Raw genomic sequence first — 21,922 nt, forward strand, 5'->3', positions numbered from 1 at the left:
TCAGTCGAGGAAGCGGTGCTCCCAGCGGTGCATCTCCTCCTCGGAGAAATCCCTCCAGCGGTAGGGCGTGTGATGGCGCCAGGGCTCCAGCACGCGCGCCAGCTCGCGGTAGAGGGGGAGGTGCTGGGCCCGCTCGGTGTCACCGGCCTCGGGACAGGGGCCGAGCGTGACGACGGCCCGGTCTCCTTCCATCTCCTGGACGGTGATGTCCGGAGAGGAGAGGCGGGAGCGCAGTCCGGCCGCGCTCCCCAGCTCGCCGAGCACCGGCTGGCCCAGGAAGGTCAGCCAGTGCGCACCTCGCACGCGTGTGCCCAGCTCCTCGGTGGTCACACCCAGCTCGAGGGCATCCATCCCGGGGTAGCGCGAGGCCAGCGCCTTGAAGTCCGGGGGAAGGTACAGGAAGTGGAAGGCGAGCCCCGCGTGGCCGGAGTTGAAGGGCAGCTGGGTGCCCAGTTCCAAGGCAAGCTCGCGGACCCGTCCCGGGCCATGCTCATGGAGGTACTCCGTGGGAAGCCAGAAGGCCACTCCACAAACGAGGCCAGGAGCGTTGCCCTCGAGCCTTCTGCCCCGGTACTCGACACTGTACCCACTGACGGCATCGGGTCGTTCGTGCAGCCGGACGACGCCTCCACCAGACTCCCCCAGTTTGTCCTGGATGACCCGCCAGCCCTGATCGTCCAACTCCTGCCAGTCGCCTTCCGAGTCCACGTACCAGCCGAGTGCCTGGGGGCCCACCGCGCGCAGGTACTTTTCCAGGGCGCACCTGATACCTCGAGCCAGCTCTTCATGAGAGTGGCGCATGTAGAAACAGATATTCAAGCCATCGCGCAGCACGAGCGCACCATGCTCCGCGTGGATTCTGATTATCGGGTGATCGTCCATCGGATGATCTTCCATATGGGGGCAACGAGGTCAGGACCTACTCCGAGAATCTGGCGATAGGTATCTCCTTGAAGGGAGCCATTGGCGTACTCTCTCCAATCCGGAGGGTTGCTGATGGGGCAGGGGAACTTGAAGTCGTAGACAGCCAGGACTTCGAGCGGATTGCCTGTGTGGATGACCACGTCTGGCACGATCGTTCCTTTGAGTTCTTCGCCGCATCCCTGCTGAAGAAGGGTGCGCGCTTCCTCACGGCTGATCAGCTGCCTTTGCCCTGTCCGGGGGTCGTACCGGTAGCGTTGATCCAGGCTGAAGCGTCCCGGTATTCGTGCGTTCAGCTTTTGCTCCACGCACTGGCGGGCCAGGGCGTGCTTCTCGGTGCCCAGTTGCATGGCCCGGGTCACCTTCTTCCCACACGGGTCGGCTCCGGGCAGTTCTTCCCGGCATTGCTCGCGTGAAGGGCTCTGTCCGCCGAAGCGCTGACGGTTGACCTCGCCGTGGGCCCACTCGACGCACTCCACCAGGGCCTGCTCGATGCTGGAGCGTGTCTCGGGAGCCAGTACCCGGAGCGTGGCCGCCACGGAGGCCACTTCGGCACCACCGCGGATGGCGGTGGGCACCACGGTCTCCTCGCCGGCCACCAGGGCGCAATACTGGGGGTTCTGCTGGCAGGCGCTCGTGGCCGAGTCGACGGCGTAGCCCGCCGAGCCGCAGCCCATGAGCAGGGCGCTCAGGGCGAGCACCGCCCGTCGAAGCGAGGGGTTCCAACGGTGCATGAATCCGGTTCTCCTGGTGTTCATTTCCCAGCTTCTGGACGATGTCGTTCGTCGTCTGCATCGGCTCTCTCCGGGGAGTCCTTCGTATCCCACGCAGGCGGGTCCCCCAAGCGTCCGCGCGTGAAATGGTGCGGCCCGCCCGGCCGGTCCGCGCCCGTCCGTGGCGCTTCATGGCGGCGTACCTCATGCTCCCAACCCATGAGGCATGAGGAGGCGCACGTGTGCGCTCGATGGAGCAGGCTCGCGTTGTTGTTGCTCGTGCCCTGGGTGGCGGGCTGTGTGAGTGGGCCCAGGGTTCGTCTGGACACGGGCGAGGGCCCCCCCATCGTCTACACGCCCGCGGCCGCCGAGCCTCCGCCGGTGCAGGTTCGCCAGGAGGAGTTCGTCGCGGCCATGACGGACCTCGTGCTGCACACACCGCTGATGCTCTCCGTGCCACGGCGTGAAGGCCGGGTGGTGTTCGCCTCGTGGGGTGGGGAACGGGATGTGCTCCAGCAGATGTTGCGCAGGCAGTGTTCGTCCTCGGAGCCGGAGGAGGGATGCCTCGTGCTGCCGGAGAAGGCGCCGCCTCTGGCGTCGCTGGAGCGCATGCGGCTGGCACTCTCGTTCGCGATGGACAGCGTGTGGGAAGGAGCGAGCGTTCCCCTCGGAGAGCTCATCGACCCGGTGGCCTTCAAGGTCATGGTGTACACGGCGATGAGCACCTGGTTGCTGACGCTGATGATGCCCGAGCCGGTGACGAAGGGACTGGCGGCGGTGCTCACGGTGTACCTGGTGGCGTACCTGGGCCTGGGGCCGGTATGGGCCATGGTCGAGGCTGGGTGGCGGTTGTTGGAGGAGTCCGAGCGCGCCACGACGCTGGAGGAGGTGAAGCGGGCGGGCCAGCGTTTCGGCCGGGTGCTGGGAGAGAACGGCATGCGCGTGTTCCTCCTGCTGGCGACAGCGGCCATCGGGGGACAGACGGGCTTCGTGGGGAGGGGGCCAGGGTTGCCTGGATTCCGTCAGGCGGCCCTGGCTTCTCCGGCGCGCACAAGGGTGAGCCTGGAGGCGGCGGGGCAGGTGCGGACGGTGGTGCTGGGGTCCAGGGAGTGGGTGGTGGGACTGGCGCCCACGGCGGTGGCCTCCAGTGCCATGGGGCCTGGCGGTGGCGCTCCACTCAAGCAGGGCAGCCTCTCCGGGCGGCCCTCTCGGCCTGGCCCGAAAGCCGATGATGAAACCAGGAGGGGAATCACGCGTGAGAATGAATCCGCACGAGTGCTCGCGGACAACGGCTACCACGTGGATCAGAACCCCACTCCCAGACGCAATGGCAAGGAACCTGATTACAAGATCGACGGAGAGTACGCGGACTGCATGGCTCCCTCCACATCGAGCGCACGCAACATCGCCGGGCGCATCAAGAAGGAAAAGGTAGAGAGGGGACAAGCCGACAGGATCATCCTGAACCTCGATGACAGCACCGTGACGATCGATGCGATGAAGAAGCAACTATTGGATTGGCCCATTCCTGGCCTCAAACAGGTGATCGCCATCAAGGATGGTAAAGTCATCCTCCTGTTCCCTTGACGAGCCTGGACAGCACCATTCCGGGAGGCATGCACATGGGTCTCGACTACGTCCTCGATGTGTCAACGGACATGAAGCGGGCGCAGGCGCTCAGCCTGCTCGCCGAGCGCATTCCGGAACTCCAATGGAGTGAGGAGCATGGCTCCTTCTATGCTCCAGACATCATCATCACGGTGCTGGAACTGGGCAGGGAGGGGGACTCCATCATCGAGGAGAACTTTGGCTTCAGGCCTGGCCTGTCGGTGGGATTCCGCTATCCCTCCAACCGGGACTACGAGAACTTCGTCAAGATGATGCTGCGGGGCGCATTGCCCCTGTTGGAGCAGGGGCGTGACGGCGTCCTGCTCTTCAACGGGGAGATCATCGTCGTGCAGCGGATGGGGGGGCGGCTCGTCTTCAACGCGGACTACCGCCTTTACGACGACGAGCACTGGCTGAAGGCCCACGTCCCCGTGCCCTTCGAGCGCCGTTCCCTGCCCTCGCCGCTGCTTTGAGAGCCCCGCGGGGCTCCAGACGTGGTCCGCCTCCAGGGCCTCGCGAGTCCCAGGCAGGTGCGTGTCGTGGCCTGACGCGGTGTGTCCTGGCTGGCGGACCCAGGAGGCAGGCGGCCGAGAAGGCGTGCGCGGTCCGCCCCCAGCGGCTATAGGTCGAAGGTATGAACGACGTGTCCACTGTGCGGGTCGCACCCGCGGTGTTGCCCAAGCCGAACGACCCGTGCTGGTGCGGCAGTGGCAGCAAGTACAAGAAGTGCCACCGGGGCGCGGATACCGTGGAAGCGCGCAAGCGGGGGCCCGAGGCCTCCTCGCGGGGCATCCGGCCGGGCGTCATCAGCCCCATGCGCACGGTGCCTCCCCACATCCCCCGTCCGGATTACGCCGTGTCGGGGCGGCCCGCCCGCATCTTCCCTCCCTCCGAGGTGAAGAGCCCCGATGTCATCGCCCGCATGCGCCGCGCCTGCAAGGCCGCCGCCGAGGTGATGGCCGCCACGGCCGCCCACATCCGCCCGGGCATCACCACCGACGAGCTCGATGCCATCGCCCACGAGGAGTACGTGCGCCGCGGCGGCTACCCCAGCCCGCTCAACTACCACGGCTTCCCCAAGTCCATCTGCACCTCGGTCAACGAGGTCATCTGCCACGGCATCCCCGACAACCGGGCCCTCGAGGACGGCGACATCGTCAACCTCGACATCACCATCTACCTGGAGGGCGTGCACGGCGACACCAATGCCACCTTCCCCGTGGGCACGATCGACCCGGAGAGCGAGCGCCTCATCCGCGTCACGCGCGAGTGCCTCATGGCCGGCATCGAGGCGGTGAAGCCCGGTCTGCCCATCAACGTCATCGGCAAGGCCATCGAGGCGCATGCCACGAAGCACGGCATGGGCGTGGTGCGCGCCTACTGCGGCCATGGCATCGGCGAGCGCTTCCACACCGCGCTCCAGATTCCGCACCACTTCGATCCCCAGGCGAAAACCCTCATGGAGCCCGGGATGACGTTCACCATCGAGCCGATGATTACGCTCGGCCACTGGCAGCACCGGGTGTGGGACGATAACTGGACGGCGGTGACGGCGGACGGCAAGCGCACCGCGCAGTTCGAGCACACCCTGCTGGTGACGGACCAGGGCGCGGAGATCCTCACCCTGGCGTGATTCCTCTCGGCCCGCCGCGTACGTCCCGGCGCCGTGCATGGTAGAGGTGCCGTTCCTCCAGGACTCTCCCCCTGGAGGAACGTTGAAGAAGTGGCTCATCGGAGCAGTACTCGCGTGTGGAACCGTGCTGTCCACCCCGGAGGCCCGGGCCTTCGAGTCCGCGTCCGTGCGGGTGACCCTGCTGGCCAACGATGACGACCTGGAGTCCTCCGACTTCAGGACCGTCTCCCACCTGGGGCTGAGCCTGCGCTCGCCCGAGCTGGGCTCGGGGCTGCGGGCCGAGGCGGAGCTGTCCCTGTTGCTGTTCGCCAGCAACGCGGGTGCATTGACCTTCCGGGACAACGCCAGCTTCGTGCGGCTCGCCTGGCGTCCGGAGTCCTGGGGCGAGGCCGAGGGCCTGTCGCTCACCGTGCTTCCGATGTCCTCCACCCGGCTGCACCTGGGTTGGGAGCAGCCCGCCGCGTGGGGACGCTTCGTGTACACCAGCACGGGCAGCGGTTCCGGCGGCTCCGGTGTCCCGGGCGTGGAGGCGCGGCTCACGCGCGAGCAGTGGTACGCCTTCGCCGCCGCGAAGAGCGTGGTGGGCCTCCATCAGTTGACGCTCGAGGCCGAGCGGCTCGCGCTGGTGATGGCCGGAGCCGGGGTGGACGTGCTGCCGCCGTTGCGCCTGGAGGCGGCCGGGGCCTTCGTGCAGCACGGGACGATTCCGGCGATCGCCCTCCAGGGCCGTGAGGAGCGTGCGTCCACCCGGGCCGTCTCGGGCCGCGTCCTCTATCACCAGGGGGCTCCCATCGGTCCCAGCGTGGACTTCTCGCTCTACCGGCAGGACCCCGCGGTGTTCGAGACACTCTTCGCTCCGGAGGCGTACCCGGGTGGGGTCTCGGCGTCCGTGTCCCTGGAGGGCACCTACCTTCATCAAACGCTGATGGACCCGGACGTGTTCCGCAAGACGACCGGGCAGGGGGCGGAGGTGCTCGCGTTGCAGGCGAGGCTCAAGGTGGACTTCCTGCGCTTGCATGCCCTGGCGCTCCACCGCTCGGCCACGTTCATCTCCTCCGAGTCACCGGGGCTCCCGCCCTTCGTGGCCTTCGTCCGGGACACCCCGCTGCAATCCGAGCTGCTCCTGTCGGCGGGCGCGGACTACCACTTCTCCGGGCCGGGCCTCACTCCTGGTCTCGTGGTGAGGGCGGTGTGGCCCGCCACCTTCCACAACGACGAGGGCTCCCCGCTCGGGACCTCTGGGGTTGCCGTGCTGCGCGGGCCGGGGGATATCTCCATCCTGCCGGCCGGGCGTCAGCGCCAGCCCATCCTCTCGGCGAGGGCCACGCTGCGCTGGGACTTCGGGAGCGTCTTCTCCGCCATCGGCGAGGCGTTCTACGCCCATGACCCGAACCGCACCACGTTCGATGATGGCCCGACCGGCGTCCTCGAGCTGGTGCCGCTGCCCCCCTCCGCCGTGGGCTTCAACGCACTGCTTCAGGCGCGGTTCTGAGCGGGTCACCGCGGCTCGAGGGCGCGCTGGGCACCCTGGGCCGCCTCGCGCACAGCCTCGCCTGAGCGGACGGAGCGCCACCAGGGGTCGACGGCTTCCACCCGCGACGGCTCCACGGGGACGCCCAGCTTCGGCATCATCAGGTGCACCCGCTGCTCCTGCCCCAGCCGCACGAGCGTCTCGGCCGGATCATCCCACGCGTGGATGGCGAGGTTGAACGTGCCCCAGTGCACCGGCAGGAAAGCGCCGCCGCCGAGCAGCTTCAGTGCCTCGAGCGCGTTCTCCGGGCCGAGGTGGATGTCGCCCCACGCCGGGTGGAACGCACCCACCTCCAGCATCACCAGGTCGAACGGCCCGAGCCGCTGGCGGATCTCCCCGTACTCCGGCGTGAGCCCGGTGTCGCCGCTGAAGAAGACCTTGTGCTTCGGGCTCTCGATGACGAACGACGACCAGAGCGTGCGGTTGCGATCTCCCAGGCCCCGGCCGGAGAAGTGCTGCGAGGGCGCTGCGGTGATGCGCAGCTCGCCGCGGGGGAGCGTGGCGGACTCCCACCAGTCCAGCTCGGTGATGCGCTCGGGCGGCACGCCCCACGCCTCCAGGTGCGAGCCCACGCCCAGCGACGTGTAGAAGGGCACGTCCGTGCTGCGCGCCAGCTCGAGGAGGGTGGGGTAGTCGAGATGGTCGTAGTGGTCGTGCGAGACGATGACCGCGTCCAGCGGGGGCAGTTGCGAGAGCGACACCGGCACCGGGTGGAAGCGCTTGGGACCCGCGAAGGACCAGGGGGAGACGCGCTCGCCCCAGACGGGGTCGGTGAGCACGCGCAGCCCGTCCACCTCGAGCAGCACCGTCGAGTGTCCGAGCCAGGTGGCGCGCAGGCCCGTGTCCACCGGCCGGGCCCACGTGGCGAGCGGGCTCTCCAGGGGCAGGGGCGCGGGGGGCGTGCGTTGATTGCCGCCGAGGAAGAACTCGCCCAGGGTCGAGAACGCGGTGCCCGGCTTGAGCCCGGGGCCCACGCCCGCGGTGTTCCGGAAGAACCCGTCGAGGAAACGGGGCGAGGCGCGCATGCGCTCGAGACGGAGGCCGTGGGCCTTCCCACCGAAGACGGAACCCTGGGGCATGCGGCGGGTTTAACGCGGGGCCCGCCCGCGTGCCACCTCACCTCGCGTCGACGGAGTGAGCGGACAGGTGCTTCCCAGGTGGGCGGCCCGGGTCAATGCAGACGGACCTCGAGGTGCTCCACATCGGCATTGGGCCTTCCCAGGAAGGCATCCAGCAGGCGTCCCTCCACGGAATCCCGCTCCCAGACCGCCGCCCGCTCGAGACCCACACATTCCCGGGGCTCGGCGGCTCGCTCATTCCCCGCGGTGTCGAAGATGGTGCAGCGGTGGAAGTCTCCCAGGTCCTGCATGAATTGGACGACGGGCTCGGTCAGTGGCGCCTCGAGAGCCCTGTGCCCCAGGACTTCCCACTCGTTCAGGGCCAGGTGGCGGACGGCAATCCTGAAGAGGACGGGGCTGGAGGAGATCCTGTCCAGATCGGAGTCCGGAATCGTGGTCCTGTAGTCGTAGAAGGCCATGTACGGTGGCTCGAGCAGTCGCGCATAGCCGAAGGAGCCATCGGCGAGGGCGATCCTGAAGAAGGCTCCTGTCGTGTGCTTCCGCCTGCCCATCGCTCAATCTCCCGGCTCGGGCTCTTGAGCGTGGGCACACCCGTATGGAGATGCCGTCTGCCTCTTCACCCCGTGGGGATGCGCACCACGAAGGTGTAGTCCACGTCGAGCGGCTTGCCCTGGGACATGACGGGAGTGACCCGCCACGTGGACAGGGCCTCGAGCAGCTCCTTCTCCATGTAGGGCAGGCCATTGAGCAGCCGGCAGTTGGTCACCCGGCCCTCCCGCGTCACCACGCAGCGCACCAGCGCCGTGCCGCGCACGCGCTCGGCCCGGGCCTCGGGGGTGAGCCGCGGCTCCCTCCCGCTCACCCGCTGGGGTCGCGTCATCACCGAGGGCTCGAAGGCCACCGGTTCGCCCGCACCAGGCGCTTCCGGCTGGGGCCTCTTCAGCTCGGCCGTCCGCGCCGCCACGGGCGTCCTCGGCTCGGCCTTCGCTTCCACCTTCGCCTCCGTCTTCACTTCGGCGGCGGTGGGCCGGGGCGCGGCGCGCTTCTTCGGACGCGAGGCCTTGGCCACCGGGGCTGGAGCCGGCTTGGCCTCGGGCTTGGGGGCGGGCGCTGTTTCGGCGACGGGCTCCGGTGCGGGCAGCGCCGAGGTGGTTGCCCGTGAGGCCGTGGCGCACCCGGTACCACCCAGGGCGATGCACGCGGCCAGCAGGCAGAGGAGGGCAGGGCGAGGCTGCACGGAGAGGAACGAGCCAGTCATGCGGGAATTTTACACCAAAACGGGCCGGTGTGCTGTGAGATCAATCGGACGTTCCCGGAAATCCCGTGGAGCCGCTGTATGGGATTCAGAGGCCAGGTGGGTGTTATTGGAACCCCTGTTCCAACTCGCGACCGAGGATGGCCACGAGCGCGGGACGCGCAAGGCCTGGCAACGGCGGGAGATGGTGGTGGCGTTGCTGCACGCCAATGGTGATGCCTGTCAGGCATTGCACGCGGAGCCCTCTGGGATTGAGCGGCGCGCGTGCTCAGGCGCGCGGGCTTCGGGGCGTCACGCGGATGGGCGGCTCGATGAGCGCGGGCGGGGTGGCCCCGGGGTCATCCGGCTCATAGGCGGGCGCGTAGGGGCCGGCGTGCGTCTGCTTCCACTGGCGAGGCACGCGCTCGAGGCCCACGGGGAAGACGGTGAGCTGTCCGTCCTTGCCGATGCGCAGCCGCAGGAAGTTCTTGAAGTCGGGGATGGCGAGCGAAATGAAGGCCTCGTTGGAGTGGGCCTTGAAGCCGTTGACGCTCACCATCAGGTACAGGCCCATGATGAAGGGCCCGACGAGGAAGCCGCCCAGGAAGGTGAAGAATGCGCCCAGGAAGAACTTGGCCCACACGTGCTTCCACCCGGCGGCGCACAGGGTGGCCCCGGGCACGAGGAGGGTGTTGCCGGGGAGGATCTCCTGGCAGATGCCCAGGACGCTGGCGGTGAAGTACATGCCGCCCCAGGCCACGAGGAACGCGGCGGTGACGTGGGCCAGGCCGTGCAGTCCGCCGGCCAGCCAGCGCCAGCGCCCGAAGTCCTTGTCCGCGAAGCACACGAGCCCGCCGAGCGTGGACAGCCCGAGCACCAGGGACCAGGGCCGCGTCACCACCGAGGAGGCCACCGCGGAGAGCACCTGGGGCAGCTGCGTCAGCCCGTAGCTTCCAATCTCCGTGTACGTGGCCAGCGCGAGCAGCAGGTAGAGCGCGCCCGTCATCAGCCCGAAGAGCGGGCTGTGGCGGATGAGCATCAGGTTCTGCCGGGCCAGCTTCCGGGAGGTCTTCTGGTCCGGGAAGCTCTTCTTGAGCACGTACCCGTCGCGCAGCCGCCGCGCCGCCGGAGCGTGGGTGGGGTGGAGGAAGGCGCCGCCGCCGCCCGCGATGATTTTGTGCCGGCCCTCGGGGTCCTCGTGGCGCCGGTAGTGGTGCAGGTCTCCGGCGAGGAAGAGGCTGATGCGCCGGCCGAACACCTTCTCCTGGAGGTAGTCGAGGTTGTTCTCCAGGTAGCCGCGGCGCCGCCGGGCGGTGGCCATGACCCAGGCGGGCTCGGCGTTGCAGAGGATGATGCGATCCTCGGGCTTCATGTGCTCGGCGACCTGGCGGAAGTACTCCACCTGGGGCACGTCGATGTCGCTGTCGAGCTGCACGTCGGTGCCGACGAGCCACCAGCCCTGGGGCAGCTTGAGGGCGAAGTAGCTGCGGCTCTGCCGGGTGCGCCGGCCGGCCAGCCAGCGGTTGGCGCAGAACAGCCGCATGAAGGCGGACAGGCCGTCGTACCAGTCGTGGTTGCCGGGGATGGCGAACAGGTCCGGGCTGGGCTCCGGGGTGCGGCACAGGGCCTCCTCGTAGGGCTGCACGAGGCGCTCCTCGTAGGTGTCGCGGCTGGCGCCCGGGTACACCTGGTCGCCGCCGAACACGAGGATGCGGCCGCGCTCGAGCGGGTGGGCCTGGCCCGTGGGATCCTTCACCTCGAGGGAGGGCAGGGCGAGGAGCCGGGCCACGGCGTAGGTGGAGTTCCACCCGTCACCGGTGTCGGCCACGTAGTCCAGCCAGAAGTCCTGCCCGGGGGACTCCTCCGAGTAGTCGAAGTAGGGCGGTTGGGGACGCACCACGGCCTCGACGAGCCGGTGGTCCGCGCGAGCGCCGAAGACGGCGGCCACCAGCGCGTCCAGGCCGGTGCGGATGAGCATGGAGGGGTGGAGCCAGCGCACCATGTCCGCGTGCTGCTCGGGTTTCGTGGCGGTGCCGGAGTCCTCGGGAGTGCCGGCTTCGTGGAGGGTGAAGTCGTGGGAGGGCGCGTCGGGCGTCTCCGCGGGCTGCGGCTTCTTCGCGGTGGCGGGCTCGTGGGGGCTCACTGGAGGCGACGGTCCCCCAGCCCCGGGCCCGGGTCAACTCCCCGGCCCGCGACGTGATGGGGCAGATGGAGGGGGAGCCGAGCGGCCGGGCGGGCCGACGATTCCGGTTGCCCGGAGGGCACCGGGCGTGATGCATCACGGGGCCATGAACGAATTTCCCATCACCGTGCGCTTTCCCGTGCAGTGGGGCGAGATGGACGCATACGGCCACGTGAACAACGCGCGGTACTTCACCTGGTTCGAGGCGGCCCGGATCGCCTACATGGCGCGGGTGGGGCTGGTGAGCGCCGAGATGCAGAAGCCGGAGGGAGGAGTGGGTCCCATCGTCGCGGCGACGAACGCGGAGTTCCTGCGCCCCGTGGTGTTCCCGGCGGACCTGGTGGTGGGCGCGCGGGTGACGCGGTTGGGGAACACGAGCATCACCATGGAGTACGCGGTGGAGGACGCCAGCAGTGGGGTGCGGTATGCGCGCGGCGGCGCGGTGCTCGTCACGCTGCGCTACCCCACGTACGACAAGGTGCCCGTGCCGCCGGAGATTCGCGCCTCCATCGAGGCGCTCGAGGGCCGCATCTTCGAGTGAGGCCCTACGGCGAGGCGCTGGCGGTGGCGCGGGGAGTGGGCACGCACCTCCACGGCTCCTTGTCCGTCTTGCGGTGGCAGGTGAAGCCGGGCTCGCAGGACGAGGCGTCCCCGGGAGTGCAGGCCGGGTGGCACCGGTACTGGTGACAGACGGTGCCCTCGGGGCAGGGAGGCGCCCCCGCGCCGCAACCGGAGGTGCACTGCATCCACACCGCATCCACGGGCTGCGGTGAGGTTTGGAGCATGCAGAGCTGGTCCTGGGGGCAGGGGTTCTGCTGGCAATCCCGTCCGTACACCGTGGCGCAAACGGAGGCGTGCCTGCCTTCGCGACTGGAGTGGTCCAGGTCAACGCACCGCTGGCCGTCGGGACAGGCACGGCCCTCACAGGTGGGCAGGCAGGAGGGCCCGTTCGCTGGATCCGCCTGACAGAAGAATCCTTCGGGACAGGAGGAGGGAGCCTCTGGTTGACAGCGGCGGCCACATCGGGACTGGCAGAGCAGCTCCTTCTCGCAGGCGTAATCGCGGCTGGACGCATGCTCCGAACACATCTCGCCTTCTTTGCGCATGCCCGTGAGCGAGCAGACACGAAGGGGAGCTCCGTCCGAGGTGAGCTGGGTCCGGCAGACGAAGCCCTCCTGGCATTGCAGGTCCGTCACGCATCGGCTGTCCGTGCAGTAACGGCGCATCGTATGGCTGCTGAAGAAGCACCGGAGGGGGGACTCGCAGTCCCTATCCGAAACGCACGATTGCCCGTAGGTGAGCAGGGCTCGCCGCTGCTCGTTTGAGAGCATGGGGACAGGAGGCTTGCCTTGGGAGGGTGACTCATCCGCTCCCGTTCCGAATGCGGCGACATGGAACAGCCACGCCAGTGGCAACGCCAGAAGAAGGCCGAGCGTGGCGGCCAGGAGCGAATGCCATTTCATGGAACTCTCCGGTCTCACGGAGTGCCTGGAGGAGGCGTGGGGCGACACTCGGGAGGGCAGAGTTGCTGTGCCGCAGGATTGCTCGCCCTCTCGTAGAACGTTGCACAGGCATCTTCCCACTCCTGCTTGTCGAGCGCACAGTCCTTCATCGAGTAGTACTCGATCATGTCCCGCTCCAGGGCCTTGTCGATCGTTCCCTCCCTGCTCCAGGCATGAGGGCAGCCCACCGTCGAGATGAGCAGCAGGGGGGACAGCGTCAGCATCGCGACTCGACCGTTCATCCTGTCTCTCCCGTACGCGGGTGGAGGGCCTCGGATGCTACCCGCCGCGTTTCGCGTCCGCGGGGGCGTTGGGGTGGCGCTGCAGCAACTGGCGCAGCATGGGCTGCCGGCGGACGGCCTCCTGCTTGAGCAGGTGGACGATGAGGGCCGGCGGCGCCGCGCTCCAGCGCGCGATGTTCTGGATGAGCATGGGCGAGCGGTAGGTGCGCCCGCACAGCAGCGCCGCCGTCTTCCCGTCCACCGCCAGCCCCACCAGTGAGGCCAGCACCCGGCCCTCCGTGTGGAGGATCAGCTCCACCCGCTCCTCGGCCGGCGCGGTGTTGAAGCGCGTGCGCATCACCTCGCGCGCGGTGCGGCGGGTGCCCTCGGGCACGTCCCGGTCCATCGCCACCTTGTACTGCTCCATCAGCCGGCGCCCTCCCCACAGGCGCCGGAAGAGGCTCACGGGCAGCTGCGGGTTGCGCACCAGCCAGCGCCGCACCCCGGCGTCCGAGGCGAAGGACGCGCGGCCACACAGCGCCTCCAGTCCCACCGGGTTGTGGTGGTGCCTCGCGATGAGCCGCGCGTGCCCCAGCCCCACCCGCATGTTCTCCAGCACCGACTGGATGACCGCCGGCACCGGATCGAAGCAGAAGGCGGACAGCTCCGGATCCTCGGCCGACCGCGCCCGGCTCGCCCGCTCGTCCTCGGGGAGCGGATGCAACCGCCGCTCGAACAGCTGCCGCCAGTTGCCCGCGGCCACCTCGGCCGTGGCGTCCTCGGGCTCCTCCTCGTCCCCCGCGGGCTCCCGCTCCCCCTCCGCCGGGGGCTCCTCACCGCCGGCCGGGGGCGCCTCGGTCGCGGCTCCGGTGCTCGGGGCGGGCGTGGCGGGTGGTGGCGCAGGAGCGGGAGTAGGCGCGGGTAGTACGGCGCCGTGCTCGACGAGGCGCGCCAGGATGGCCTGGATGCGCTCGGGGGGAAAGCCGGTGAGGGCGGGCAGGTGCCGCACGGACGTGAAACCGTCCAGGCGCGAGAGGAGGAAACCCTCTTCCGGGGTGAGGGGGAGCTTCGAGACGGCGGCCGAGGGAATGGGCTTGGGCGTCCAGTCGTTCACGATCCGTCTCCCTGGAGTGGGTCAACCCTAGGCCGAATGACACCAGATCGCCAAAGAGACGTGGCAGAGGGTTGACGAATGGGGAGGCTCCGGAAGCACAATTCACCCATGACCGAGCGCATCCCGACCTACGCCGAGTTCTGGCCGTACTACTTGCGTGAGCACTCGCTGCCCATCACGCGCTGGCTGCACTTCCTGGGCACCTCGGTGGCGGTGTGCCTGGGCGTCACCGCGGGGCTGACGGGCAAGGCGTACCTGCTCCCGTTCGCGCTGGTGTCCGGCTACGGCTTCGCGTGGGTGAGCCACTTCACCCTCGAGCGCAACCGCCCGGCGACCTTCAAGTACCCGCTCTGGTCCCTCTTCTCCGACTTCCGCATGGCGGGCCTGATGCTGGTGGGCCGCCTGTCCAAGCACCTCGCGCGTGCCGGCGTCCGGGACGAGGACGATCAGTCCGGAGGTCATTTGCGGCGGGTGCCGGTGCCGGTTCCGGTCCGTACCCGCCGCAACGGCCGCTAGGACGCGGCCTCCCCTCTGGGGAACGGGCGCCTGGGACACCTCCCGGGCGCTGGTGTACACCGGGGCGCGATGCCTACCCGACTGCTCGCCGCCCTGGGGTTGCTGATTCCCTCGCTCGCCCTCGCCGGTGATTCCCGCTGCCAGGGCTCGCCGAAGGCTCGCGCCGCTCGCTTCTCCGCCCAGGCGTTGAAGGGCAAGCCGCCAGCCGAGCGCTACGCCGAGTACGTCCGCGCCTGCTCGCTGGACGCGGTGGTGGAGCTCACGTTGGTGTGGCACCTGCGCGCGCCTCTTCCCGCGCGCCGTCGACTTCGGGCCGGCCTTCCCCGGGGACTTCTACATGGGCCACGCTCCGGACGAGTCCATCTCCCTCGAGAACCTCGACGCCACCACCCGCATGGTCGCAGAGGCCCTCCACACCCTGGCCCTCACGCCGCCGACGAAGTGAGCCGGGGACGGTGTCGCACCCAGCGAACCAGGCGTCCACTGTGATACTCCTGTCCCTGGCATGAGCACCTGGTCCCCCACTTCCTGGAAGACGAAGCCCATCACCCAAGACGTCCGCTACGAGGTCCCCAAGGAGGTGGACGACGTGGTCGCGGAGCTCGGCCGGCTGCCTCCGCTGGTCACCTCCTGGGAAGTGGAGCGGCTGCGCGAGCTGCTCGCGGATGCCCAGCAGGGCCGCCGCTTCCTGCTCCAGGGCGGCGACTGCGCCGAGTCGCTCTCCGACTGCCGTCCGGACATCATCACCAACCGGCAGAAGATCATGCTGCAGATGTCGCTGGTGCTCATCCACGGGGGGCACCGGCCCGTCATCCGCGTGGGCCGCATCGCCGGCCAGTACGCCAAGCCGCGCTCCAAGCCCACCGAGACGCGCGGCGGCGTGGAGCTGCCCAGCTACTTCGGGGACCTCGTCAACCGGCCCGAGTTCACCCCCGAGGCGCGGCGGGCGGATCCCCGGCTGATGCTGGCCTGCTACCACCACGCGGCGATGACGCTCAACTTCGTGCGCTCGCTGAGCGACGGTGGTTTCGCCGACGTGCACCACCCCGAGTACTGGGACTTGAGCTTCTTCCAGCAGGCCGCCGTGCCGGGCGAGCTGCGCGACGAGTACGAGCAGACCACCCGCAAGCTCAGCGAGGCCCTGCGCTTCATGGAGGCCCTGGGCGAGCGCAACGTGGCGGACCTCACCCGCGTGGACTTCTACACCAGCCACGAGGGCCTCAACCTCCACTACGAGTCGGCCCAGACGCGCCAGGTTCCGTGGCGCCCGGGTTGGTACGACCTGACCACGCACCTGCCGTGGATCGGCGAGCGCACCCGCGCCCTCGACGGCGCGCACGTGGAGTTCTTCCGCGGCATCCGCAACCCGGTGGGCGTGAAGCTCGGCCCCAGCGTGTCTCCCGAGGACGCCGTCCAGCTGGCCGAGCGGCTCAACCCGGAGAACGAGCCGGGCAAGCTCGTCCTCATCACCCGCATGGGCGCCCAGAAGGTGACGGACGCGCTTCCCCCGGTGGTGGAGGCCATGCGCAAGGCGGGCCGGCTCGTGCTGTGGGTGTGCGACCCCATGCACGGCAACACCGTGAGCACCTCCTCCGGCATCAAGACGCGCAACTTCGATGACGTGCTGCACGAGGTGGAGCAGAGCTTCGACGTGCACGAGAAGCTCGGCACCCACCTGGGCGGGGTGCACTTCGAGCTCACGGGCGAGGACGTCACCGAGTGCATGGGCGGCGCCGTCGGCATCACCGAGCGGGACCTCGAGCGCAACTACGCCACCCTGTGCGATCCCCGCCTCAACTACCGCCAGGCCCTGGAGATGGGCTTCCGCATCGCCCGGCGCATGAGCCGCCTGCCCCGCCCGCCCCACTCCTGAGCCGCTACACGGGGGGCGAGGGCGGCGTGCCCCGGGGCAGGTGCACCATGAAGGTGGTGCCCTCGCCCGCCACGGAGCGCACCTCCACCTCGCCCCCGTGCGCGTGCGCCACCTGCCGGACGATGTAGAGCCCCAGCCCCACACTGCGCGTGGCCGCCTTGCCCGTGGTGCCTCGCCGGAAGGGCTGGAAGAGCGTCGCCTGCAACTCGGCGGGAATGGGCTCTCCCTCGTTGTGCACCGAGAGCAGCACCTCGCTCCCGGCCTCGCGCACCTCCACGCGCACCGGTGTGTCCGGCCTCCCGTGATGCAAGGCGTTGCTCAGCAGGTTTCCCACCACCTGCGCCAGCCGGTCCGCGTCCCACCACCCCCACCCGTCTCCCCGGACCTCCAGCTCCAGCCGCCGGCCCGGGTGCGTCACCTGCAGCTCCTCCAACGCCCCCCGGGCGATGTCGTGCAGGTTCACCCACTCGCGCAGCACCGGCAGGCCTCCGCCCATGCTGCTGCGCGCGAAGTCGAGGATGTCGTTGAGCATCCGCGCCATCCGCCCCGCGCTCTTGCGGATGCGCTCCACCGCGCGCACCGCCCCGTCGCTCAGGTCCTCCGTCCTCTCCAGCAGGAACGCCGAGGCGCTGATGGCGTTGAGCGGGTTGCGCAGGTCATGCCCCAGCACCCCGATGAGCTGCTCGCGCAACTCCGCGGAGCGGCGCAGCTCGGCCTCCACCTCCTTCTGCGGGGTGATGTCCACCACCACGCAGCCCAGTCCCAGCACCTCGCCGCTCTCGGCGCGCACCGGGTAGTAGCTGCCCAGCCAGTAGCGTGCCGGGCCCTGGTAGTCCGGGCCGTGGCTGATGAACTCGTGGTTGGACACCGGCTGGCCCGTCTCCAGGATGCGGCGGAAGAGGGGCTCGTAGAGGTCCGCCACCCAGTCGGGCACCACCTCGCGGACGCGCCTGCCCCGGTGGAACTCCACCGAGTGGCCGTGGAGGGTGGCCAGCGTCTCGTTGATGCGCAGGTAGCGCAGCTCCTGGTCCAGGAAGGCGATGCCCACCGGCGAGGCCTTCAACAGCGTGTCCAGCTGTGCCAGCGAGTGCTGGGCCTCGGCCCGGATGAGCCGCTCGCGCTCGGCCAGCTCCGCCTGCACGATGAAGCCGGTGGCCCGGGTGACCATGGCCCGGAAGAGCAGCTTGTCCGCCTCGCTGAACTCGAACACCGTCCTCGAGGCCATGTGCGCCACGCCCGCGAGCGTCTCGCCGTGCAGCAGGGGCACACTGTAGGTCGCGCGCAGGCCGAGCTCGCGGATGGGCTCGTAGAGCATCTGGGGGTGGGTGGCCACCGAGCGCACCGAGCGCGGCTGCCGCTCGGCGGCCACCTGGCCCGTGAGGCCCTGGTTCAACGGGAGGCTGGCGCCCTCCGCCAGGGCCTGTTCCGCCCCGAGCCCCACCGCCGCCCGCAGCCGCAGCCGCTCCCCCTCGCGCAGCAGGATGGAGGCCCCATCCACCGCCACCGCCGTCTCCATCAGCACGTTGAGCAGCCGTGGCAGGAAGGTGTCCAGGTCCTCGCTCTCCAGCGCCGCCTGGGACACGCGCTCCAGCGCCTGCATCATCCGCTCGCGCGTGCGCGCGTAGTAGGTGATGGCGGTGATGATGCCCTGGTCGATGGCTTCATCCATCAGCTCCAGCTCGGCGAGGCCCGGCCAGTGGCCCGAGCGCTCCAGGCACCGGAGGATGGCGTGGCGCAGCAGCCCGTACTCCAGGGCGACCTCGCCCGGCTCGAAGCCCAGCTCCAGCCGCTGCAGGCCGTGCTCTCCGGGGACGAACTCGGGCACCCGGGGGGGATGCCCCGCCGAGGCCTGCTCCGCCGCGTCCGCCAGCCGCTCCAGGAACTCGGGCATGTGGTTGCGCAGCAGGGCGCCTTCCGGTGAGTCCGGGTGGCGGCTCCGCACGGCGCGCTCCCAGTCCGCGAGGATGTCCTCCCGGTGCCGTCGCAGGAAGTCCGCCAGCCGGTACTTGCCCTCGGGCTCCGGCCCGGATGGCCCGGGTGGTTGAGGTGGCTCCTGATCCCTCATGCGCGCTCCCCCCCAAGGCGATCTCCGTGTCCCGCCTCGAGTCTGCTCATGGCGGAGGAGCGCCGCCTCGTACCCGCGAGCCAGGAGGAGGAGCCCGGGAGCCGTCCGGCATTCCCCCCTTCCGGCGGCGCGGCCTGCCGGCCCTTTCCGCCCTGGCCCCTCCTCCCTGGAGGGCAGACGACGCCCCGCTTCGACGAAGCCCCACCCGGGGGAGGGGAAGGGTTAGGTTGGAGGCAAGATGAGCACCCTCCTCCTCACCCGCAGCGATGTCGTCCGTCAAATGGAGGCCCTCACCCTCCTCTCGGAGATGCGCGAGGCCTTCCGCGCGGACGCCGAGCGCCGCCCCGCGGAGCCCCAGCGCGCCCGCGCCCCCCTGCACGACAAGGGCAGCGCGCTGGTCGTCTTTCCCGGCACCCTGCCCGGCATTCCCGCCTACACCGTGAAGGTGCACGCGCAGTTCCCCGGCCGTACGCCCGCCATCCAGGGGGTGGTGCAGCTGCATGACCTGGAGACGGGGGCGCTGCTGGCGATGATGGACTCGGGCCACCTCACGGCGCTGCGCACCGGCGTGGTGGGCGCGCTGGCGGCGGACGTGCTCGCCCGGCAGGACGCCTCCCGGGTGGCCCTCATCGGCGCGGGCGCCCAGGCCTCCATGCAGCTCAAGAGCCTGCGGCTGGTGCGCAGCCTCGACCACGTGCGCGTCTTCGACGTGGACACGGCCCGGGCCGTGGAGTTCGCCACCCGCATGTACCACGCGCTCAACCTGCCGGTGCGGCCCGCCATGTCCGTGGAGGAGGCGGTGGAGGACGCGGACATCGTCATCACCGCCACGCCCTCGCGCGAGCCCTTTCTTCCCGGGCATGCTGCGCGGCGGCTCGCACGTCACCGCGCTGGGCGCGGACGAGCCGGGCAAGGCCGAGCTCTCCGCCGGGCTGCTGCGCCAGTCCCTCTTCTTCTGTGACAACCGGGCGTTGAACGTGGCCATGGGCGCCCCCGCGGGCGTGGGCCTCGGCGACGACGTCATCCACGCGGAGCTGGGCGAGGTGCTGGCCGGCACGAAGCCGGGGCGCACCGATGCCGGACAGGTCACCCTCTTCGGCGCGGTGGGCCTGCCCTTCCAGGACCTGGTGGCGGCCTGGCACGTCTACCAGGGCGCGCGCTACGACGAGCTGGTGCAGCGCGTGGACTTCGGGGCCTGAGCCCTCTCGCGCACCTCAGTGCGTGGTGCGGCGCGGCGGGCGGGAGATCTCCCGCGGGCCGGACAGGAGGCTGTCGGGGCCGTGGTGCAGGTACACCTCGTCCGCGACGATCTCCCGCACGTCCTCCAGTGGCACGGCGTAGTCCTTGCGCCAGACGAGCAGGCTCTTCTCGACGATGAAGCCCTCGTCCGTCACCTCGACGACATGCCCGAGCTTCTCGCCCCGGTGGGTCCAGACGACCATGCCCTCGTGCAGCTCCGAACGCTCCGCCATGTGCCCACTCCTCCTCACGTTGGAGGGACCGCCGGGCGGCGGCCCCGGACATTCAAGCTAGGGACGGGGCGAGGGCCCGTCACCGGGCGGGCAACCAGGCTCGCGCCGAAGGTTGGTTGGTGCACGAAGGTGGCGAGCGGCCGGGGCGCGCTGGTGTCGTCTGCCCGCGCATGCCCATCTTCCCCGGGTCCGGAGGTGGATGATGATGGTGGGCTTCATGGCTTCGAGGACGGGGCGTTGGACGCGCATGCTGACGGGCGCGTCCCTGGTGGTGGGCGGCCTGTCCACGGGCTCGGTCAAGGGCAAGCTGATGGCGCTGGCGGGGCTCGTCCCCCTGCTCGCGGGCGCCTTCGATGTCTGTCTCTTCGGTCCGCTCTTCGGGCTGCCGCTGAAGGGGGAGGCCATCCGCCGCAAGGTGGGGCTCATCGGCGAGGACTCGCTGCTGCCCCACCCGCCGATGCCGCTCACCGAGCGCCCCACGCTCCTGCACTAGGAGCGCACGCCGAAGGGGATGGAGAGGGTGCCGAACGTCTCTCCGGTGCGCGCGTCCACCAGCCGCGCCTGGAGGGTGACGGTGCCCTCGCGCTCGCTCACGTTCTGGAAGTAGAGGAAGCCGGTGAGGGTGCCGCCCGGGTCCAGGGTGCCCTCGGGCAGCGCCTTGCGCAGCATGTCGCGCGTGGGCAGCGGCTCCGGCGGTGGGCGCGCGTACCAGGAGGAGTACGGTCCCCAGAACGGGTCGTACCAGCCCGGTCCGTACCAGGGATCATACCAGCCCGAGCCATACCAGCCGCGGCCCCACGGACGGCCCCAGGCGAACGCACCCGGTCCCCACCCCCAGCGGGAGCCCACGCCCACGCCGAAGGAGAGGCCCACGTTGTTGTCGTAGCCCGAGCCGCCCACGGCGGCGTGGCCTTCCTCGCTCAACTGGAAGGGCGAGAGGGCCGCGTAGGAGAACTGGGAGCTGCCCTTGAGCGAGAAGGCGTCGTACTGGATGCGGAGGGGCCGGCCGCTCTGGTTCTCGATGCGCACCTGGACGGGGGTGACGATGCGCTCGAGGTCCGAGGGGTTGCCCTTCCACGCGTCGCCATCGGCCACCAGGCGCACGCCTTCGGCTTCGGCGACGGCCGCGCCGGCCTGGGTGGTGGGAGTGCTCGGCAGGGGCTGCAGGGTGGTGGGGGTGACGCAGCCCGCGGCGAGCAGCAGCGCCGCGAGCGCGAGCCAGGGAGCGCGCGTACGCATGGGGGTTCTCCTCCCTCAACATTAGGAGTGGACCCGGGTCCATGCTGGAGCGGGGCGGTGGCCGCCTGGTGTGGAGGCTAGGGCCCGGCGGCGGTGGTGCCGCGCCAGGCGGTGCCCAGCAGCGCGTCCCAGTCCTGCACACGCGCCCAGTCCTCGAAGGTGTGCCAGCCCACCTCGGGGAAGTCGCGGCGCAGCAGGGCGATGTTGGCATGGTAGCCCACGCGCTGCAGCCACTCGAACATGCGTCCCAGGTCCTCGTTGGCCGAGAGCATGGCTTCCAGCGGCATCTCCTCGTAGTGCAGCTTGTGGCCGCTGACGTAGGAGAGGAGGGCCGCGGCCTGCTCACCCGTCACCTCGTCCGAGGAGACCTCGACGCGCTTGCCGTAGAGCTCCTCGGGCCACTCCATCAGCCGGGCGCAGAAGGCGGCGAGGTCCGCCATGGACACCATCTGCAGCCCCTGGTGGGGCGGCAGGGGCAGCGACAGCACGCCCTCGCGCATCCGCTGCGCGTAGGCGGCGCCGAGGAAGTTCTCCATGAAGAAGACGGGCGCCACGATGGTGTAGGGCAGGCCGCTGCGGCGCAGGTGCTCCTCCACCACGTGCTTGGTGTCGAAGTGGGGGATGCCGGTGTTCTGGTCCGCGCCCGCCACCGAGGAGTAGAGGAAATGGCGCACGCGGGCCAGCTTCGCGGCGTCGATGAGGTGGCGGCCGTGGCGCACCTCGCCCTCGAGCCCTCCGCCCGCGAAGGGCGTGGCCATGGCGAACACGGCGTCCACGCCCGCCATGGCGCGCTCGAGGCTCTCGGGATCATCGAAGTCCCCGGTGACGAGCTCCGCGCCCCGCTGCGCCAGCTCCACGGCCGCGGGTGCGTCCGGGGAGCGGACGAAGGCGAGCACGCGGTGCTCCCGCTTGAGGAGCAGGCGGGCCAACGCGCCGCCCTGCCTTCCGGTGGCACCGGTCACCAACACGGTCAGGGGTCGGAACATGCGATTCCTCCGGACGAGAACCTTCTCCCAAGG

At 70.0% G+C, this 21,922-nt stretch carries 21 protein-coding genes and 1 pseudogene; 9 read left to right on the plus strand and 13 right to left on the minus strand.

Going from position 1 to position 21,922, the window contains the following annotated elements; genetic code table 11:
• Complete coding sequence (locus AC16DP_RS29505; protein WP_329730546.1) at window positions 1-801, minus strand: type VI immunity family protein; 801 nt, start codon at window positions 799-801, stop codon at window positions 1-3.
• Window positions 802-863: 62 nt separating this feature from the next.
• Complete coding sequence (locus AC16DP_RS29510) at window positions 864-1,655, minus strand: hypothetical protein (RefSeq protein WP_329730545.1); 792 nt, start codon at window positions 1,653-1,655, stop codon at window positions 864-866.
• A gap of 198 nt (window positions 1,656-1,853) precedes the next feature.
• Here AC16DP_RS29510 and sitA5 point away from each other — a divergent pair, with 198 nt between their 5' ends.
• The 4 genes from sitA5 to AC16DP_RS29530 all read left to right on the plus strand — a co-directional run bounded on the left by sitA5 (window position 1,854) and on the right by AC16DP_RS29530 (window position 6,367).
• Window positions 1,854-3,221 (plus strand): SitA5 family polymorphic toxin, encoded by a 1,368-nt coding sequence (gene sitA5, locus AC16DP_RS29515; RefSeq protein ID WP_483956897.1) that lies wholly within the window; start codon window positions 1,854-1,856, stop codon window positions 3,219-3,221.
• Window positions 3,222-3,256: 35 nt separating this feature from the next.
• Window positions 3,257-3,715, plus strand: coding sequence for a SitI3 family protein (locus AC16DP_RS29520; RefSeq protein WP_329730543.1), 459 nt, complete (start codon window positions 3,257-3,259; stop codon window positions 3,713-3,715).
• Between the two features lie 170 nt (window positions 3,716-3,885).
• Complete coding sequence (map, locus tag AC16DP_RS29525) at window positions 3,886-4,875, plus strand: type I methionyl aminopeptidase (RefSeq protein WP_414640748.1); 990 nt, start codon at window positions 3,886-3,888, stop codon at window positions 4,873-4,875.
• Between the two features lie 82 nt (window positions 4,876-4,957).
• Window positions 4,958-6,367, plus strand: coding sequence for a hypothetical protein (locus AC16DP_RS29530; RefSeq protein WP_329730542.1), 1,410 nt, complete (start codon window positions 4,958-4,960; stop codon window positions 6,365-6,367).
• A 5-nt stretch (window positions 6,368-6,372) separates the two neighbouring features.
• Here the strand turns inward: AC16DP_RS29530 and AC16DP_RS29535 are convergent, their stop codons facing one another.
• From AC16DP_RS29535 to AC16DP_RS29550, 4 genes are all read right to left on the minus strand, one after another.
• Window positions 6,373-7,485, minus strand: a complete 1,113-nt coding sequence (locus AC16DP_RS29535) for an MBL fold metallo-hydrolase (RefSeq protein WP_329730541.1) — start codon at window positions 7,483-7,485, stop codon at window positions 6,373-6,375.
• Window positions 7,486-7,577: 92 nt separating this feature from the next.
• Complete coding sequence (locus tag AC16DP_RS29540) at window positions 7,578-8,036, minus strand: Imm26 family immunity protein (RefSeq protein ID WP_329730540.1); 459 nt, start codon at window positions 8,034-8,036, stop codon at window positions 7,578-7,580.
• A 65-nt stretch (window positions 8,037-8,101) separates the two neighbouring features.
• Complete coding sequence (locus tag AC16DP_RS29545; RefSeq protein ID WP_329730539.1) at window positions 8,102-8,743, minus strand: energy transducer TonB; 642 nt, start codon at window positions 8,741-8,743, stop codon at window positions 8,102-8,104.
• A 265-nt stretch (window positions 8,744-9,008) separates the two neighbouring features.
• Window positions 9,009-10,721 carry a metallophosphoesterase gene (locus tag AC16DP_RS29550; RefSeq protein ID WP_329730580.1) on the minus strand — a complete coding sequence of 571 codons (1,713 nt, stop codon included), beginning with the start codon at window positions 10,719-10,721 and terminating at the stop codon, window positions 9,009-9,011.
• A gap of 286 nt (window positions 10,722-11,007) precedes the next feature.
• On the opposite strand from AC16DP_RS29550, the gene AC16DP_RS29555 reads away from it, so the two are divergent.
• Window positions 11,008-11,442: an acyl-CoA thioesterase gene (locus AC16DP_RS29555; RefSeq protein WP_329730538.1), complete on the plus strand. Its 435-nt coding sequence runs from the start codon at window positions 11,008-11,010 to the stop codon at window positions 11,440-11,442.
• A 4-nt stretch (window positions 11,443-11,446) separates the two neighbouring features.
• Here the strand turns inward: AC16DP_RS29555 and AC16DP_RS29560 are convergent, their stop codons facing one another.
• From AC16DP_RS29560 to AC16DP_RS29570, 3 genes are all read right to left on the minus strand, one after another.
• Entirely contained in the window at window positions 11,447-11,686 is a 240-nt protein-coding gene (locus AC16DP_RS29560; protein WP_329730537.1) for a hypothetical protein, read from the minus strand.
• A 692-nt stretch (window positions 11,687-12,378) separates the two neighbouring features.
• On the minus strand, window positions 12,379-12,645 hold the full coding sequence (locus AC16DP_RS29565; RefSeq protein WP_329730536.1) for a hypothetical protein: 267 nt from the start codon (window positions 12,643-12,645) through the stop codon (window positions 12,379-12,381).
• A 37-nt stretch (window positions 12,646-12,682) separates the two neighbouring features.
• Window positions 12,683-13,738 carry a hypothetical protein gene (locus tag AC16DP_RS29570; protein ID WP_329730535.1) on the minus strand — a complete coding sequence of 352 codons (1,056 nt, stop codon included), beginning with the start codon at window positions 13,736-13,738 and terminating at the stop codon, window positions 12,683-12,685.
• Window positions 13,739-13,846: 108 nt separating this feature from the next.
• Here AC16DP_RS29570 and AC16DP_RS29575 point away from each other — a divergent pair, with 108 nt between their 5' ends.
• On the plus strand, window positions 13,847-14,254 hold the full coding sequence (locus AC16DP_RS29575) for an Mpo1-like protein (RefSeq protein WP_329730534.1): 408 nt from the start codon (window positions 13,847-13,849) through the stop codon (window positions 14,252-14,254).
• A gap of 505 nt (window positions 14,255-14,759) precedes the next feature.
• Window positions 14,760-16,127 (plus strand): class II 3-deoxy-7-phosphoheptulonate synthase, encoded by a 1,368-nt coding sequence (locus AC16DP_RS29580; protein ID WP_329730533.1) that lies wholly within the window; start codon window positions 14,760-14,762, stop codon window positions 16,125-16,127.
• A 4-nt stretch (window positions 16,128-16,131) separates the two neighbouring features.
• On the opposite strand, the gene AC16DP_RS29585 is transcribed toward AC16DP_RS29580, so the two are convergent.
• Window positions 16,132-18,192 (minus strand): ATP-binding protein, encoded by a 2,061-nt coding sequence (locus tag AC16DP_RS29585; RefSeq protein WP_329730532.1) that lies wholly within the window; start codon window positions 18,190-18,192, stop codon window positions 16,132-16,134.
• A gap of 280 nt (window positions 18,193-18,472) precedes the next feature.
• On the opposite strand from AC16DP_RS29585, the pseudogene AC16DP_RS29590 reads away from it, so the two are divergent.
• Window positions 18,473-19,391, plus strand: a pseudogene (locus tag AC16DP_RS29590) (ornithine cyclodeaminase family protein).
• Between the two features lie 15 nt (window positions 19,392-19,406).
• Here AC16DP_RS29590 and AC16DP_RS29595 read toward each other — a convergent pair.
• The gene (locus tag AC16DP_RS29595; RefSeq protein ID WP_329730529.1) at window positions 19,407-19,664 is read right to left on the minus strand and encodes a hypothetical protein; all 258 of its coding nucleotides are present in this window, start codon (window positions 19,662-19,664) and stop codon (window positions 19,407-19,409) included.
• A 217-nt stretch (window positions 19,665-19,881) separates the two neighbouring features.
• Here AC16DP_RS29595 and AC16DP_RS29600 point away from each other — a divergent pair, with 217 nt between their 5' ends.
• A complete protein-coding gene (locus tag AC16DP_RS29600) occupies window positions 19,882-20,157 on the plus strand; it encodes a hypothetical protein (RefSeq protein WP_329730528.1) in 276 nt (91 codons plus the stop codon).
• Here the strand turns inward: AC16DP_RS29600 and AC16DP_RS29605 are convergent.
• Window positions 20,154-20,903 carry a hypothetical protein gene (locus AC16DP_RS29605; RefSeq protein ID WP_329730527.1) on the minus strand — a complete coding sequence of 250 codons (750 nt, stop codon included), beginning with the start codon at window positions 20,901-20,903 and terminating at the stop codon, window positions 20,154-20,156. The genes AC16DP_RS29600 and AC16DP_RS29605 overlap by 4 nt on opposite strands.
• 77 nt (window positions 20,904-20,980) lie before the next feature.
• A complete protein-coding gene (locus tag AC16DP_RS29610) occupies window positions 20,981-21,889 on the minus strand; it encodes an NmrA/HSCARG family protein (protein ID WP_329730526.1) in 909 nt (302 codons plus the stop codon).
• Window positions 21,890-21,922: the final 33 nt, after the last annotated feature.

Source organism: Archangium sp. (assembly GCF_057119385.1).